Source organism: Myroides phaeus (assembly GCF_900099675.1).
In the GTDB taxonomy this organism is placed as follows: Bacteria; Bacteroidota; Bacteroidia; order Flavobacteriales; family Flavobacteriaceae; genus Flavobacterium; species Flavobacterium phaeum.
This window is the reverse complement of the sequence record NZ_FNDQ01000005.1, coordinates 1-17,963: the sequence shown is the minus strand read 5'-3', so window position 1 is coordinate 17,963 and position 17,963 is coordinate 1. Positions and strand designations below refer to the sequence as shown.

The following is a 17,963-nucleotide window of genomic DNA, read 5'->3' as shown; positions in this document are numbered from 1 at the left end:
AATTAACTTAAATCTAAACTACAATATATCAAACCATTAATTTGATACCTTAAAAACATTAATCAAAAATAAACATTATAAATTAATTTATGTTACATACAAAAGAATAGCTAATTTTTTTAATCCAAAAAAAACACTACTTATTGCAATTTTACAATTATTTAAAAATATTTTCAAAGAACAAGTCTTACTATATTAAATGAAATCTTATTTTTTTCTAAAAACTAATAAAATAGTAGTACCAACGCCTAAATTACTTTTGATTATAAACTGTCCCCCTACAAGTTCCGTTCGTTCTTTTATATTCTGAAGCCCTTGTCCATATTTAATCCCTCGTTGATCAAAACCTTTACCGTTATCATTAACTTCTATTTGAAATATATCTTCACTCTGTGGTCTTATAGTAACATAACACTTAGTAGCTTGTGAGTGCTTTTGTACATTTTGCAATAACTCCTGCAAAATTCTATATATATTAATCTTATAATGATGAGATAATTTATCTAAGTTTAATTCCTCTTCAATGTAGAAAATAAACTTTATAGCCAAATTCCTATTCTGTAAATCAACCAATTCTTTCAATAATAGACTAAATCGTTCTACAAGCATACTATTTTCATTTGCTAAAGCATGTGATACATCTCTTAAATATTTTTCAATATCTTTTATTTCACTTACAAGTAGATCCCTCTGTTCTTTAAAGTTTTTTCTACTTAATTGGATTAGCGAAAAACGCGTTATAAATAGTTTATTTAACACGCCATCATGCAGTTCTTTTGCTATATCATTACGTTCACTTTCTTGAGCCCCAGACATTTGATTATGACTTTCAATAATTGAATTATAGTATCTTTCTGTATCTCCTTGCAACATACGAGCAATAAATAACTTTCTATTTCTTTGTACATAGAAAACAATTAACAAAATCAATAAAGAAACCAAAAATAAAATACCACTAATTAATACGATATTACTCTTTTCTTGTTTTAAAGCAGCATTAGACTTTTCCAAAATAGCTGTTTCATACTTAATCCTTGAAAATTTATTTCTTGTTAGATTATTCTCATCTATAACACGTCTACTTAACGACAAATAGGTATTAAAATTCTCAGGAGATTTGTCTTCTACGTACTTTAACAACAATTCTATAGCACTTAGATTTGTTTGAAAATCATCGTGTTTCTCAGCATAGTCTATTACATCCTTAATAATACTATCTGCGGTTTTTGGTTTATTGCTCAAATAATAATATTCTGCTAAACATAATTTCGCAGAATTCTCTAAAACATAATTTCCAAACTTTACCGAAATATCCATAGACCTATTAACTAAGCTACTCACATTAGATAGATCTCCATTTTTCATTTTGGCGATTGCTAAATTTAATGCTAAAGCAGAGTAAACTTGTTTATCAATAGGGTGATCAAAATTAATGTAGTTGTCAATCGCTTGTTGTAAATAAGTAATAGCTGAATCATAAAGCTCTTGCTTTATATAAATACGAGCAATATTATTATGAATATTTGCACGATTCAATCTTCTATAATAGTCAGTTGAAGAATTAATTAATTCTTTAACGTCTAACAATTCATATGCTTGATCATATAAACCTATTGCCTCGTCGTTTTGTCCTAATCCAACGAGTATTTCTCCCATGATACAATATTGTTGAAATAGTCTCTTAGCATCACGATTACTTAATCCATAACCAATAGATTTAGTCATTTGATTCTCTGCCTCTCCATATATAGAGTTTCCTACTAAAAGTTCAGCCTTGTGAATATAGACTTCTTCTAAATCTAAAGAATCTTGGGTTCTTAAAAATATTTCCTCTGCTCGTGTAAAGAAAGCATAAGAACTATCCATACTATATTTATTTTCAAAAAACTTTCCTAATAACATATAAGAACGAGCCATATCAGTAGAGTCTTTTGCTTGTTCTGCGTATTTTAAAAGATGATGTGAAAAAAGTTTATCAGCTTTTGTTTTCGATATAAAACGATATATTATTTCTCTATTTTCTTTAGTATTAGATAAACCTAAAACCTTTGATTGTATATCTCCAAGCTTTTTTGCTTGTATACTATCTTGTCTATAATAGTCATATTCTTTTATAAAAGTATTTATCGTCAAATTATCTGAGCGAAACGTTTGCTGTCTACTCTTTTGACAACTATACAACGCTATTAGTAACGTAAATAATATTAATATTCTTTTAATGAAGTCTCTAAAATACATATAATTAAATAACAAGATAAAAGCTATTCTGACACTGTGCGAAGTTACTATTATTTAAACATATACTAATATGATATGTCATAGTTTATATGAATAACAACATAATTCATACTATTCACCTAAACATATTACGATTTGAAAGATCAAGAAAATGCAATAAGTACACTTACAATTGAAAAACATTTTTAACACAAGACTACTTCGATGAGACAATAAAAACAAAAAAAGCACCCCTTTTATCAAGGAGTGCTTTCTATATAAAGTAAGAATCGTCTTATTTATTATGAGGGAATATCTTCAATACAGAAGAACAATTCTCTCTAATCTCAGCTACTAATTCAGGATGCTCATTCAATTTCAATCCAAAAGAAGGAATCATTTCTTTGAATTTCGCTTGCCATTCAGCAGATTGGAACTCTTGTTTAAAACACTGAGAAAGTAATTTCAACATAATAGGTGTAGCCGTTGACGCACCAGGAGAAGCTCCTAATAACGCAGCAATTGACCCATCAGCAGAGTTTACGACCTCTGTACCAAACTGTAAAATACCTTTACCGTCTTTATCTTTTTTGATAACCTGAACACGTTGTCCAGCTTTCTCTAATGTCCAATCTTCATCTTTAGCGTCTGGATAATACGCTCTTAACGCTTCGTAACGAGATTTTTCAGACTGTAATACTTGTCCGATCAAGTATTTAGTCAAATCCATATTACGCATTCCCACACCAAGCATTGGTCCAATATTATTCATCTCTAATGATTTGAATAAATCAGCATTAGAACCTTGCTTTAAAAACTTAGTAGAGAAACCAGCATAAGGACCGAATAACAAAGAATGCTTTCCGTCGATAAAACGAGTATCTAAGTGAGGTACAGACATTGGAGGCGCTCCAACAGATGCTTTACCATACACTTTAGCCATGTGTTTTTTCACTACTTCAGGATTACGACATACAAGCCACTCACCTCCTACAGGGAAACCACCATAACCTTTACTCTCTGGAATATCAGCCTTTTGTAACAACAAAATAGCTCCACCACCAGCACCTACAAAGACAAACTTAGAGTTAACTACTTTCTTAGCCCCTGTTTTGCGATCTGTAGAAGAAACCGTCCAAACATCACCTTTGCGTTTAATATCTGTAACTTGAGTATTAAAACTCATATTTACACCATTCTCGCTCTTTAAGTGATCAAATAACTGACGAGTTAAGTCTCCAAAGTTAACATCTGTTCCTAACGGCATATGCGTAGCAGCATAAACATCATCAGTTTTACGGTTGTCCATTAATAACGGAGCCCACTCTTTAATTTGTTTTGGATCTTCAGAAAACTCCATTCCGTGGAATAACGGATATTTTTGCAGTTCTGCATAACGTTTTCTCAAGAAGTTAACGTTATTCTCTCCCCATACAAAGCTCATATGAGGCACAGTATTAATAAAGCTATTTGGCTTTTTAAGAATATTTTTCTTCACCAAATAAGACCAAAATTGTCGAGACACTTCAAATTGTTCAACAATATTGATTGCCTTAGTAGCATCAATTGTACCGTCTGCTTTTTCAGGCGTATAATTTAATTCACAAAACGCAGAGTGTCCAGTTCCGGCATTATTCATTGCATCAGAACTTTCGGCAGCCGCACTGTCGAGACGCTCAATAACCTCAATGGTTAAGTTTGGTTTCAGCTCTTTCAATAGGACACCGAGTGTAGCACTCATAATTCCTGCACCTACCAAAACAACATCAGCCTCTGATTTTTGTATACTTGACATTATATCGGATTTATTTTTTTGCAAAATTAATCTATATTATAGAGAAATTGTAGGAATCTCTCAAAAAATATTTTAAAAAGACAATTTAGAATTTATTCATATAATCTTGAAGGATTATAGTCGCGGCTATTTCGTCTATCAACGCTTTATTTTGTCGCTGCTTTTTCTTCAACCCACTGTCTATCATTGTTTGAAATGCCATCTTAGAAGTAAAGCGTTCGTCAATACGCTCTACTGGCATTGCCGGAAAGTTCTTTTCAAACTTCCCAATAAACTCATTTAACAAAGGAACTACTTCAGATGGTTCATTATTTAAGCGCTTAGGTTCTCCTATAATCACCTTTTCCACCTTCTCCTTTGCAAAATATTCTTTTAAAAATGGCAACAATTCCGATGTATCAACCGTCGTTAAGCCTGAAGCTATTATTTGAAATTCATCAGTAACCGCAATTCCTGTGCGTTTTTTACCGAAGTCGATAGATAGTAATCTTGCCATTTTTATATGTATTCTTTTTAATAATTAAATGTTCCGTATTCTGATGTAATCGTTAGTTTCTTCTCTTCTGAAGCCTCTACACGACCAACAATTTGTGCTTTTACATTAAACGATTCTGAAATAGCAATAATATCTGCTGCTACTTCTGGCTTAACATAAAGCTCCATTCTGTGACCACAGTTGAACACTTGATACATTTCTCTCCAATCCGTATTAGATTGTTCCTGAATCAACTTAAACAAAGGTGGCACAGCAAATAAATTATCTTTTACAATATGTAAATTATCTACAAAGTGCAATATTTTCGTTTGTGCTCCCCCACTACAATGCACCATTCCGTGTACGCTATCCGCTTTGTATTTAGACAGAATAGCTTTGATAATTGGCGCATACGTTCTTGTTGGAGACAATACCAACTTACCAGCGTCTATTGGAGAACCCTCCACAGCATCAGTTAAGTTCACCTTTCCTGAATACACTAATTCTTCTGGTACAGACGAGTCAAAACTCTCTGGATATTTTGCTGCTAACGAGTGATCAAACACATCGTGTCTTGCTGAAGTAAGTCCATTACTCCCCATTCCACCATTGTATTCTTTTTCATACGTTGCTTGTCCGAATGACTCTAATCCTACGATTACGTCACCAGGTTGAATATTCGCATTATCAATCACATCACTGCGTTTCATACGAGCAGTTACAGTCGAATCAACAATAATTGTGCGAACTAAATCTCCCACATCTGCTGTTTCCCCTCCTGTCGAATGGATCGTTACACCAAATGCTTTCAATTCTTTAATCAAATCCTCAGTACCATTGATGATAGCAGAAATAACCTCACCTGGAACCAAGTTTTTATTACGACCAATTGTACTTGACAACAAGATATTATCCGTTGCACCAACGCACAATAAATCGTCGATATTCATAATAAGCGCATCTTGAGCAATTCCTTTCCAAACAGAAATATCTCCTGTCTCTTTCCAATACATATAAGCTAAAGACGATTTTGTACCTGCTCCATCAGCGTGCATAATCAAGCAGTAATCTTCATCTCCTGTTAAATGGTCTGGAATAATCTTACAAAAAGCTTTAGGAAATAACCCTTTGTCAATGTTCTTAATAGCATTGTGAACATCTTCTTTTTCCGCAGAAACTCCGCGTAGTGCGTATCTATTGTTAGTATTCATAAAAAGTGTGTTGTTTGCGCAAATTTAAGCTTATTGTTGATGTAAAGCAATGTTATTTTAGAGCAACATTATTTTTATTTCTCAAAAAGCCATAGCCTTGAATACAAAGCAAAAAAAAATCTACCGCCTTAGCAGTAGATTTCTATAAATCTGTTAGATAGTTTTTAATACATCTATCAAAATATCAATATCTTCTTTTGTATTTTCGTGACTAAAAGAAAGTCTTAAACTCGGTTTCTTTAAATCCTCAGCACATAAAAACTGAGACAATACGTGAGACGGTTTTTGGCTACCTGATTGACAAGCACTACCTCTTGACACAGCAATTCCCTTCATATCTAATTGAAACAACATCATTGCTGCTTTCTCTTCTGACAAAGGTAATAACACGTTTAAAATATTGTAAAAACCTGTTTTATTTCCATTAAAATGTACATCTGGATACACTTCAACTAATCGCTTGCTACAATACTCTTTTAACGAAGTAATATGAGCGCGTTCTTCATCCAACAGTTCGTACGCCATTTCTAACGCTTTAGCCATACCAACTACTTGGTGTGTTCCCTCTGTTCCTGCGCGAAGTCCTTTTTCTTGCTCCCCTCCAAACATTACCGGTCTCAACACGTTTTTCTTGCGAATAAATGCAAAACCAATCCCTTTTGGTCCGTGGAATTTATGAGCACTTGCCACAATAAAATCCACAGGAATTTCAGCTAAATCAATTCTTGTTTTACCAACCGATTGCACTGTATCGCAGTGAAACAAAGCATCATTTTCTTGACACATAGTAGCCACGCGTTTCAAATCAAGTTCAGTACCAACCTCATTGTTTACGTGCATTAAACTCACCAAAGTTGGCTTATCACCCTCTTTCAATAATTGTTCAAGTTGCTCGTAATCAATTTCACTTGTTTCTTTTATATCTAAAAACACCATCTCCACACCATACTCAGCATTTAATTGCTTAATTGTGTTTAACACAGCGTGGTGTTCTAATTTTGTACTAATAATTCTCTTAACTCCTAAATCTCTAACAGCAGAGCGCAAAATCCAGTTGTTACCTTCCGTTCCACAAGAGTTAAAAATAATCTCAGAAGAACTAACGTTAAACTGTTTTGCGATTATCTTTCGTGCATTTTCAATTAACGCCTTTGCGTGTCGTCCAATAGAATAAGTAGATGACGGGTTTCCATAATCATCTCTTAATACTTTAATCATTTCCTCTACTACTTCAGGACGCACAGATGTTGTTGCTGCACTGTCAAGATATACTTGTTTCATTTCCTAATAATTTGTTGGTATTAATACTATGCTTTACACAGAAAGCAGTTGTTGTGTTTTTTAGTTAATCAATAAGCAAATATAATAAAAACTCAAAAAAAGAACACAACTATATTAACGTTTTTATATATTATATGGTTATTTTTAATTTATTCGACATTATCTATGATAATATCCTGTTCTTTTAAGACCTTTTTAGCAATGATTCCAAATAAAAGCAAATATACAAAGCACAATAAACTAACAATATACGATTGGTGTATTCCTATTATATCAGCCACTTTTCCTTGTATAGGTGGAATAATACCTCCTCCTAAAATCATCATAATTAAGAAAGAAGACCCTTGTGCAGTATATTTTCCAAGACCAATAATTGCAATATTAAAAATAGCTGGCCACAATACACTACAAGCTAATCCACCTGCTAAAAAAGCATAAACAGCAGTCATACCTGTTGTCATCAATCCAATCACCATTGCTACGAGTCCAAATGTACTAAATAACACCATTGTTCTGGCAGATTTATTTTTACTCCAAAAAGAGAATAAAATTTGAATAACCACACAGATGATATAATAGTACAAATGTTGAATATCATTTCCTGCTAACACATTGGCAAACAGTACAACAACGTACGCTAACAAAGGAACTACCACTAAAGCTAATACGCGTTTTATTTTACTTAAATTAAATACGCTTACAGCACCTGCCCATCTACCAATCATCAAACTCCCCCAATACATCGAAATATAAGGCGCAATCTCTGACGACTGCAACGAACCAAACTCGTCAAGTTTTAATAATTCTCCCAAATTACTCCCAATTCCAACTTCAACACCTACATAAGCGAAGATAGCAAACATACCCAATAACAATTGCGGATACTGCATAGCTCCCCATCCTTCTTTATTCTTTCTACTGCTCACATAAGCAAAAGCGATACTCCCTGCAATAACGACTAACGCACCACAAAGCAACAAAATACGCTTGTTTTCTAAGGGCACTTTTAGTACTTCAATTGCCTGATTTATTCTCTGTAAAGGGTCTCCTTCAAGCAAAGCAACTTGTGGTAAATCACCATTTTCTAAACGTTGAGCCAATAAGATACGTTCCGATTCTAATTGCTCAATATCTTTACTCGCCTGACTACTATATGTTCCAAAAACAGGAATAAACAATGCCATTAGTAAGCCAGTCATAATTAACAATAACTTAATCGACTTACTTGCAGGCTCAATCTCCTCTGTGCTAACTCCGGCTGGAATCTTCTTTGAAAAGTAAAACATCGCTGCCGCAAGTAAAAATAGTCCACCAACAGCGGCATATAAAAAGGTCATCGTATCCAAACTTAAATGCTGAATTTGATCATCTGTCAACGCTTCCGTACTTCCAAAAAGCGCATACGCCATTAAAAGCGGACCTACCGTTGTCCCCAACGAATTAATTCCCCCTCCAAGACTCACTCTACTCGTTCCCGTTTTAGGATCTCCCAGAGAAATAGCCAACGGATTAGCGGCAATCTGCTGTAGTGAAAACCCAAGAGCCACGACAAACAAGCCAACCAACAACGCTACGTAAACACTCACCTGTACTGCCCATATCATTGCAGCTGCCCCGATAGCAGAAAACAGTAATCCATAAACAATAGAGCGTTTAAAGCCCCAATTACCAATCAAATCTTTTCGCTTGTAAGAACTCACTAAAAACAAGATTAACGCCCCAAAATAATAAGCTGTATAAAAAGAAAAATCGATAAGTTGTGATTGAAACTGGTCTAAATGAAAGAAAGCTTTACAGAAAGGAATAAAAATACTATTACCCGCAGCAAAAAAGCCCCAAAAGAAGAAAACGGTAACCAATATATACAACGCTGGATAATTGGTTTTTACAGATGATTTACTCATATATAAGTTGTTGGATTACAATTTTATTAAGTTTTTCAAATATAGATAAATCATCTTTGCAGTAAGCAAATAATCAGATCAAAATAAACAAATGCTCCTGTTTAACCTAAACTCAAAAAGCAATACCCAGCATTGTACCTTCAAAAAGTTAGTCTTACCAACAGAAAATAGCGTTAAAAAACGATTAACTACGCTGTATTTTTACTTTATCCCAAGAAAAAAACTATTTTTGTCACTGAAAATAATTTTAAACTTCATATGAAAAAGTTTTTAGCCATTGCAAGTATATCTTTGCTAACTGTTTTATCGTCGTGTGACGACGGTGATCTTGTATTTAAAGACATCGATTTCAGTAAAGAAACTTCTGTACAGAAATGTAGCACAGTAGGTGCAGAAAAGATATTCTACAAACTTCAGAAAGACGAGGCACTTATCCTTGTAGTGGATGCAGAAAACCTAATGAAAGATCCAAGTGTACACGCAGTTTCAGTTGAGATTGACGGACAAAGTACATCATTAGACTATAGAAAATATACAGATAAAGTAGATAGTAAATCTATCTGTAACTTACCACCTCCTGCTTCACCATCGGTGGTTCAAAGCATTCCTGCATCACCAGGGGGAACAGTAGTTATCAATAGAGAAATTGCTTTAAACAACAATACTTCTGAAACAAACAACTCTGTATCGTTGACTTACCAATACGCGTTTTACTTACAGAACATCAACTTCAAAGAGGGAGACACGAACATTAAGTACGATAAAATGTTATTTGGAACGAATAATTATGCTAACCGTACTTTAGAATTTAAGTTTGCTGGAACAGACGGAGTCTTAAAAGTATTAAATGAATGTGAGGGACGCACTGTTACGCTTTCTAACAGAGAGGCTGTTTTAGTTGGTTTATCAATTGATGAATTACCTAATGAAGAAACTGTTAAAACGATTAACTTAGACAATGAAAGAGTAGCTACATTTAGATATTACAGTCGCACGGGAATTAACCTTCCTAACGTATGTAAATATGAAGGAGATATTCCTGGTTCATCTGAAGCAAACGTAAACAAGTTAGAAGAACTGTGGACTGCTACTAAAGGGCAAATTGTTATTGAAACACGTAAGACAAATCCTATTGAAGGACCAGCAAAATTGGTTCATAAAGTAACACTTAAAGGGGCACACTTTATCAAAGACCAGTATGACAACCTTTCTTTTACAAAAGATATTGTGTTAGGTGAATATACTACTGATATTAAATAACATAGATTATATATAACTAAAAAATGCCACCTGATTAGGTGGCATTTTTTTGTTTTGTATTTTGAACAACTTTTTTATATAAAAAAATAATTTTCATTATTTATTTCAATTATTTATATTTTTTACCAATCACTAAATCAACTATTTGAGGTAAATCCTCAACAATAGAGAGTATTTTATCTCTTAGAATTTTGGAGTTTTTTTCTAAAGAATACTCTGATTGATATAAAAAGAAAATAGTACCTTCTTTTACTAATTCTTCTCCACTCTCTCTCATAAATAATTTATAAAACCATTTTTTAGTCTCCTTATTGTATATAAAATCTATAGCATACCTATTTGAATGTTCCTCAGTACAAATGACCCTACCATTTTCAATTATAAAATCAAAATAAATAATACCTAAATCATATAAATTAAACACTATTTTGCTATTTGTTTCAGTAACTATTTTTTCTTGTAATAAATATTGTGTTATTAAACAAATCAAATAGTGATTTTGAACTGATTGATGTGAATTTCGAATGACAATATATTCTGAAAGGCAATCATCTTTAGCAAATAAATTATTTTTACTATGCAATAGTACATTAGGATACTTAACAAAATAATATTTCCAATCATAAGGATCCAATTTAGATGCTATTTGGTCAAAATCCAATTCCTTTAAATTTATTGATTCATTCTCTAAATCTTTAATTATATAAAGAAAATGTGTATTCAGAAATATTCTTGAAAACAAAGCTCGCTCATCATTTACCAAATTCACTTTAGCTAAGCTATTCATTTTGCCCTTTTGCTCTGAAAAATCAAAATTACTAAGAATAAATCTCCTAAGTGTCTTAGATGTAAAATTACTTGAATATTCATTTAACTCCTTCTTTTTAAACGCTAACTCTTTTAATATAAGAATACACCTATACATAAACGAAAAATCAAAAAGTGTCTCCTTAATACTTTCTGACCAATAAAAGAAACATCCTGTTTTTCCTTCAATTAAATCATTTAATACTTCATCAAAATATATTTCTTTTAAAAATGGCAGTAACTCACTTTTATGAGACTCATTTTTTAACCAAAGAAGTTTATGCTTTTCATGTTGTAAGTGTTCTTCAGAAGATTTATCAAAACATTGACTCACCAAATCAATATTATTTATATCTAGTATATTTGAAGTTTTCATAGAATCTACGAATGCAAAAAAACGCAACAATTCCTCAATTGGCTCATTTCCTACATCTCGAGTATGCGATTGATTTAAGGAAAATAATCTAATCAATTCTAATTCAGAATCAGAAACTTCATTTTTAAATCTTATCAAATAATACCACGCAGATAAATATCTAAATAGTAATTTTTTTGACAATGATTTATTATCAAAATATCCTTTATAATACAGCTCTTCACGCTGATTTTCAAAAAGTAATCGTTGCAAAGTTTTCTGGGAAAGTTCTATAAAATCAATATCTAAATGGTCTATCTGATAATTTTTAAGATCTTTAAATTCATCAAACAAATCTTTTTTTAAATTCCCTTCAGTTTGCTTTTTCAGATAAGAAATATGCAATAAAAACGCCTCAAAACCAAAATCTGAATCAGGATTTCCATTTCTATTTTTAAAAAAGAAATCTTGCCATTCTTCCCATTTTTCACCAGCTATAATTTTATTTTCTATACTACATTTTTCTATTATTTTAGCTCTTAAAATCTCTTGTGATGAAAGTTTAAAACCTCTACTATTCATATACAAATACAATCGCTCACCCTGCTCACTTAAATTTGTATCAAAATAATTAAACTCTATATAGTTCTCGATATAATCTAAAAAATCAAGCCATTCTATATCACTTTCTTGATTAATTTTTAATTTAAAAAAATCATAGTTTTTAATTATATTTTTTACAGTTACATCAAATATATACTCTTGTTCAAAGAAATTCGGATCTTCCCTAAAATCTTTTTTAGATAAAATATTGTTCAAAAATAATTTCAAAAACACATGAGCGGATTCACGAACTTTATAATCTAATTTAGAAGATTTATTTACAAAATAATTTCTAATAAACTCCTCTTGTAAGTCTAACTTATCATATAAAGCAATTAAAAGTACATAAAAAGTAGTCAAACGTTGCTGTCCATCAATCAGATAGAACTTTCCGGGGAATTCTTTATCGTGATAAGCATAAATAAAACCAAACTTTTGTTTATGCTTTACTATATTCAATTGCCTTTTTAAATGTTCAATTATTACGTTATCATTCATCTCAACTCCATCTTCTAAAATAGAGATTTGAGAAAATTGTTCTTTTTTTTCTTTGTATTTCTTTTGAATACTATTCCAAAATTTATTAACTTCTACTTGAGACCAAACATAATCACGCTGCAACTCAGGAATAATAAACTGATCTACTTCATTGTTTAAAAACAAATCCTTTAATACATATCTTCCTGTTCTCATATATTTTCTTTTATAAAATCTATTAATAACTTATAAGTATATTCGAGCCATAATGCATTTGCGTGCATATCTTCTTCTGCCCAATCAATCAGATGAGTTGAAAACCTTATTTCTACATCTGGGTTTTTTAAAAGTGCTAAGTTTTTACATACAGCATTAATTGTATGCTGAGGAACGAAATCACCTTGCGCCAACATACTTAGTAACAACTCTCTTTTTCTTGGAAAAACATTATTACTTAATGTACTATTATTCCCCTGCTCTAACAAGGCCAAATTCCCTATAAAATTCTCATTAATATTTAATAAACCTAAATTAGAGATTTCTTCTTCAATGTTATCATCCTCCAAACTAACTGCATTAATTTTCGCTTTCAATACATGATTAGAAGTTTTATTTAAAAACCAATTTCTATAGTGAACAACATCTTTTGGTTCAACTTTAGGAGTTTGAGGATAAATATGCTCAATACTCCATTTGTTAGTTGTATAGGTGTAAAAATTAAATCTATTTAAAAACTCGATTTTATATTTTCCATTATCAAATATCATTGGAAAAGCATTTATAGCTAAAAATATGCGATTTAAGATACTATTATCTGTACCATATTCTAAACTATTAATCCTTTGGTCTTCTTTTAGCTGCAAAGATTTATATAACCATTTATACAAAACTTTTTTTAACTCAGTTTTACCCAAATCTTTAATCGTTTCTATGGACTGACCAGTTACAATATAATAGCCTATCAAATGATACAACTCATCATCTGCATACCAGTTTATAAAACGTTTTGCTAAATTCTGTACTTCTTCCAACTTTTGTTCTGCTTGATGTGAATCATTTATTTCTTCCAAATATAGATTAAACAAAGCCATATCATCGTACTGAAAAACAGTACTATCCCCTTTATGCTTCATTTCAGAAAAGAAAACCTGTAGCACATCTAAATATTGTCTTTCTAAATTCTTTGGTTTCGCTAAATTTAAAATAGAGTTGATTCCTATATTCTCGTCTCTTTTATTAATAATGTTATATTTATAAAAAAACAATTGACTTTGCTTTTCGTTCAAAAACCATTGATTCAATTGATCCCAATTACGCGCCAAACGACTCCTGTTTTCTTGAATTTCTAAGAAGCTTGTATAAGTATTTTCTCTGCGTGTAGATTGTGTAAACAACAACCCCTTAACAAGATAGTAATTCGTTAAATCTACTTTATTGTCATTTAAATTTGAAAATACTTCTTCTGGAGAAGTTAATTCATCTTCAATATTAACAATAATTTTCACTTTACATAAAAGATAGTCTAAATAGGCATTTAACTCATCTCCTAATGACTTAAAAAAACGAAAAATACATTCTTTTGCATGAAATAAGTAATAAATATCTTGATGATTTTGTATAACATCGTTCTCTAAACCAAGTTCTAAAACACTTGCAAATACATCTTTAAACTTAACATTAGATTTATACCGTTGATGTACTACTATATCTTTAGCATAATTAATTCCTCCAAAAGCTTCAGATACATAAAACATTAAACTTAGAGTAGTTAAGCGCTGTTGTCCATCAATAACTTCAAGTAAAGAGGGATTCAGATAATTCTTTTTCACAGTTATATATTGCAAGTAATATTCAGATGCCTGCATTTTAAAAGCTTCATAAATATCAGCAAGCAACATAGGAACTTGATCACTTTTTGAAAATGATTTCCATTTATATCCTCGTTGATATGACGCTATATAATAATGCGACACATTTAAATCTTTCAGTAAAAATTTCGTCGAAAATATATGTGCAAGAGGATAAATAAACTCTTTCATAATTGTTTTAGGGTTAGGGTGAACTTCACAAAAATATACTATAACATTGCTTCTTAAAGCTATGTATTTATATTAATTACTATCAAACTTTTACACACTTTCATCTATTATAGCTAAAAATAGACTACTTTTTAATATCAGTCCAGGTTTATAGAGCTTAATTTATGTAAATATAACACTTGTCTAATTGGATCTAAAAGAAAATATGTAAAAGTAGTTACAAACTTAGGCAAGTCCTTTCATGAAATTCAACAAAAATGTAAACTATTAAATTTTGAATAAAAAACCGCATTATTTTGTATTTAATTCAAACTATATCATTTATATATCTGATTCTCTTTTCTAATATTATCTCTTTACTTCTTCAAAATTGTAATCTCACCTACATACTGACTTTTAGAGTTACTTTGTATCTCATCTGCACAAACTTGATACCAAAAAGCCCATACGTGAACCCGGTGATTTTCCCAGCTTTTAAATATTGGAAGAACTAATTTGTAATGCATCTCTTCAGCTTCATATTCGTAAATAGTGGACTCATGTACTATCGGATTGAACAAATAAACTACCAGTATGTTCTTTTTATCTGAATCTTCACTTGATTTAAACCTTCTCCATTGCATTGATAATTGAAGATTTGACATCATTTTTAAACTATGTAACTTCCGTTTTTTACCACGACCTGTAGTAAATCCCAACTTACTCATATCAATATACACGCGATTTCCATATTGAAAAGTTGCTTCTTTCATTCCTTTTTCAACCAAAAAAGGGGTTACCATTTTTTTCAGAGAATTAAGCCTGTAAAAAGGATTTGTGAACTCTTCTAAATTGGTAAAAAAGTTAGTCAAATATTCCTCTTCTTCGCCTGGATTTACACTTACATACGTTTTTTCATAAAAGAAATCCTTCTCTTCTTTAGTACCTTGATGACGAACCTCCGTGTGGTTTAGCACATTTTGCTTGGCTTTTTTAACCTCCACATCCACTTGTAAACATTCATTATTTTTTTTCATAGCTTTTGTTTTTTTTACGAACCAATTGATTTTAACCTCATTACAAAGCTATTTTATAATTTACTATCTTTTCTTCACCCTTCCACTTTTGTCCTTTCTTTTCTCTTTTTTTCCTTTCTTTTCTCTTTTTTTCCACTTTTGTCCTATTCCCATTTCTACGCATCCCTCTTGTTTTTACCTGCAAACATAGAAAACCACAAACTACTGTAAAACAAACAGATAGATATTTTACACCACCTTTTATTTAGCATCGCTTTGCATAAATGGTAGTCTTGCTTGCAAAACAGGGGCCTTTTCCGAAGAAGTCCCGATGAAAGCTACAACCGTTCTCGATGAAATGACTTAAAGAAACTCACACTTAGTTAAGGCATCATTTTTGAGCTTATACAAAAAATTGTCTATCAAATAATATTCTCAGTTTTATAAAAAAACAACACTAACGAATATTTAATTACCTTTTAACATATTATAATAAACACTACTCACTCAAAAAAACAAGACACTCACTAATATTTCAAAAATTACACGAAGTAATTTTACTAACTTTATAATAATTAAATAAAGTTAATTATGACTATATACAAACATAAACTTGTTTGCATTCTACTTCTTGTTACAACTTTATATAGTTGTAATAAACCAAAAGAAGATGAAAATTTATCTACCTCACATTTTGGGAAGTCTATTTCTTATGAAAAATTTCTATGGAAAGATGCTCGAAATGATACTTTACAAAAATCTTTTGTGTATTCATTTAATAATTGGGCAGCTGAAGCTAACTCATCCGTTACAATCACTTTAAATAATGGAGAAAACGAGTTAATTAAAAATAAGGTTCCTTACCATTTTTTAGTGAATGACACTCCTATTCCTGATGGCAAAATAATTTTAAAATCAACTAATAAAACTGGAGATACAATCAACTTAAAGTTAGTTATTCCAACCCAAATTAATACTGATTTTTTTGGATACATTACAATTGCTGACCACAATCTTGATCGTGTAAATGATATCGAAAACCCTAATAATACTAATATTTATAAATGGTCAGCTACACAAGAAATTCAAATGAATCCCTTGAAAGTTATATTACTTTGGGTATTAGCCATAACAGCTACTTGCCTATTTATTTATTTGTTAATCCTGAGACCTATTATTTTTAAAAGAATGGGAAAAGGACAAATTACTATTCAACAACCTTTCTTTAAAAACATAAATGTTAAAAATAACATTGAATTAGTTTTTACTAATAAAAAACATAAACAAGGATTCTTTAATAAAATATTTCAAGGAAAACGAACAACAATCACTAATAATTTCTTCACCAATCCTATTTACTTTACTCCGAGTGTAAAAAGTAAAATTAGAATTAGAACAGGAGGTCATTATAGTATAGAGCCCTTTACCACAACTTTTGAAAAGGGAATTATTTATGAGATAACAAATAATAACACTAAAGAAAAAATAACTATTACATATTTATAGACTATGGCACATACTTTAAAAAGAAGTTTATTCATTGGATTAGGAGGAACTGGAGCACAAGCATTATTACATACTAAAAAGAGATTTTTAGATACTTATGGTGAAGTACCACCTATGATTGGCTTTTTAGCAATTGACACAGATATAAGCACAGGAGAGAAAACAATTATGAGAGATAATATATTAGATGTTCACTCTAATAAAGATAATAAAGTCTCTTTTACTCCTTCTGAAATTATTCACATTGGTGTACAAGGTGCAGCTTCTGCATATCAAATAAACAAAGACACCATTTTTGATTGGATGCCACAAGAAAATGAGTACGCTTTAAGAAATTTATGGCAAGGTGCTGGTCAGGTAAGAACAAATGGTCGTTTTGGTACATATTTCAACCAAAACAACATTATGAATGCTGTTCAAACTAAAATTAATGCTATTCAAAATATAGATATAGCAAACCAAAACAAGTTCATTCCTAAAGATGCAGGAATTGAAATTAACTTTGTCTTTTCTATTGCAGGTGGTACTGGAAGCGGAACTTTTATTGATACGGTTTATTTAGTTAAGCACGCTTTAAGAGGTAATGATAATATTAAGTCTATCGGATTTGCAGTGTTACCAGATGTATTTAATGCAATGCAACAAGGTATTTCTATGGCAAATACAAGACCTAATAGTTATGGAGCTTTAATGGACTTAGATTATTTAATGAGTAAAGATGTACATAACTTCGGGTTATCAATCAATCTAAATCAACAAATAATTCCTGTTACAGAAAACCCTTTTGATATTTTATTTACCATAGGTAATAAAAATACCAGCGGTGCAGTTGTAAATCATATTTCAGATATTTCAGAACAAATTGGACTTGCTATGTTCACAGGGGCAAGTGAGTTAAGTGCTAATGTAAATAGTGTTTACGATAATGTCTTAACAGTTCTATCTGGAGGTCAATTAGATATTCTAAATAAACGTGCTTGGGCTTGTGGTATGGGAGTTAGTGAATTATATTATGATGGAAATACGCTCGGAAATATT

At 31.2% G+C, this 17,963-nt stretch carries 12 protein-coding genes; 3 read left to right on the top strand and 9 right to left on the bottom strand.

The window, feature by feature from the left end; translation table 11 throughout:
• Positions 1 to 207: 207 nt before the first annotated feature.
• From BLT46_RS03770 to BLT46_RS03745, 6 genes are all read right to left on the bottom strand, one after another.
• Complete coding sequence (locus BLT46_RS03770; RefSeq protein ID WP_176770717.1) at positions 208 to 2,133, bottom strand: tetratricopeptide repeat-containing sensor histidine kinase; 1,926 nt, start codon at positions 2,131 to 2,133, stop codon at positions 208 to 210.
• Between the two features lie 379 nt (positions 2,134 to 2,512).
• Entirely contained in the window at positions 2,513 to 4,012 is a 1,500-nt protein-coding gene (locus BLT46_RS03765; RefSeq protein ID WP_090406437.1) for a malate:quinone oxidoreductase, read from the bottom strand.
• Between the two features lie 85 nt (positions 4,013 to 4,097).
• Positions 4,098 to 4,508 carry a Holliday junction resolvase RuvX gene (ruvX, locus tag BLT46_RS03760; RefSeq protein WP_090406434.1) on the bottom strand — a complete coding sequence of 137 codons (411 nt, stop codon included), beginning with the start codon at positions 4,506 to 4,508 and terminating at the stop codon, positions 4,098 to 4,100.
• Positions 4,509 to 4,525: 17 nt separating this feature from the next.
• Positions 4,526 to 5,698 (bottom strand): AIR synthase related protein, encoded by a 1,173-nt coding sequence (locus BLT46_RS03755; RefSeq protein ID WP_090406432.1) that lies wholly within the window; start codon positions 5,696 to 5,698, stop codon positions 4,526 to 4,528.
• A 153-nt stretch (positions 5,699 to 5,851) separates the two neighbouring features.
• On the bottom strand, positions 5,852 to 6,979 hold the full coding sequence (locus BLT46_RS03750) for a cysteine desulfurase family protein (RefSeq protein ID WP_090406429.1): 1,128 nt from the start codon (positions 6,977 to 6,979) through the stop codon (positions 5,852 to 5,854).
• 149 nt (positions 6,980 to 7,128) lie between these two features.
• Complete coding sequence (locus BLT46_RS03745) at positions 7,129 to 8,883, bottom strand: MFS transporter (RefSeq protein ID WP_090406426.1); 1,755 nt, start codon at positions 8,881 to 8,883, stop codon at positions 7,129 to 7,131.
• 258 nt (positions 8,884 to 9,141) lie between these two features.
• Here BLT46_RS03745 and BLT46_RS03740 point away from each other — a divergent pair, with 258 nt between their 5' ends.
• Entirely contained in the window at positions 9,142 to 10,143 is a 1,002-nt protein-coding gene (locus BLT46_RS03740; RefSeq protein ID WP_090406424.1) for a hypothetical protein, read from the top strand.
• A 109-nt stretch (positions 10,144 to 10,252) separates the two neighbouring features.
• On the opposite strand, the gene BLT46_RS03735 is transcribed toward BLT46_RS03740, so the two are convergent.
• The 3 genes from BLT46_RS03735 to BLT46_RS03725 form a co-directional block, all read right to left on the bottom strand.
• Positions 10,253 to 12,601, bottom strand: coding sequence for a DUF262 domain-containing protein (locus BLT46_RS03735; protein ID WP_090406421.1), 2,349 nt, complete (start codon positions 12,599 to 12,601; stop codon positions 10,253 to 10,255).
• Positions 12,598 to 14,424 (bottom strand): DUF262 domain-containing protein, encoded by a 1,827-nt coding sequence (locus BLT46_RS03730; RefSeq protein WP_090406418.1) that lies wholly within the window; start codon positions 14,422 to 14,424, stop codon positions 12,598 to 12,600. The genes BLT46_RS03735 and BLT46_RS03730 overlap by 4 nt, the downstream gene beginning before the upstream one ends.
• A 356-nt stretch (positions 14,425 to 14,780) precedes the next feature.
• A complete protein-coding gene (locus BLT46_RS03725) occupies positions 14,781 to 15,440 on the bottom strand; it encodes a hypothetical protein (RefSeq protein ID WP_090406415.1) in 660 nt (219 codons plus the stop codon).
• A 570-nt stretch (positions 15,441 to 16,010) separates the two neighbouring features.
• Between BLT46_RS03725 and BLT46_RS03720 the strand changes: the two genes are divergently transcribed.
• Positions 16,011 to 16,925, top strand: coding sequence for a hypothetical protein (locus BLT46_RS03720; RefSeq protein WP_090406412.1), 915 nt, complete (start codon positions 16,011 to 16,013; stop codon positions 16,923 to 16,925).
• Between the two features lie 3 nt (positions 16,926 to 16,928).
• A partial coding sequence (locus tag BLT46_RS03715; protein ID WP_143021855.1) for a tubulin-like doman-containing protein occupies positions 16,929 to 17,963 on the top strand: 1,035 nt, incomplete at its 3' end.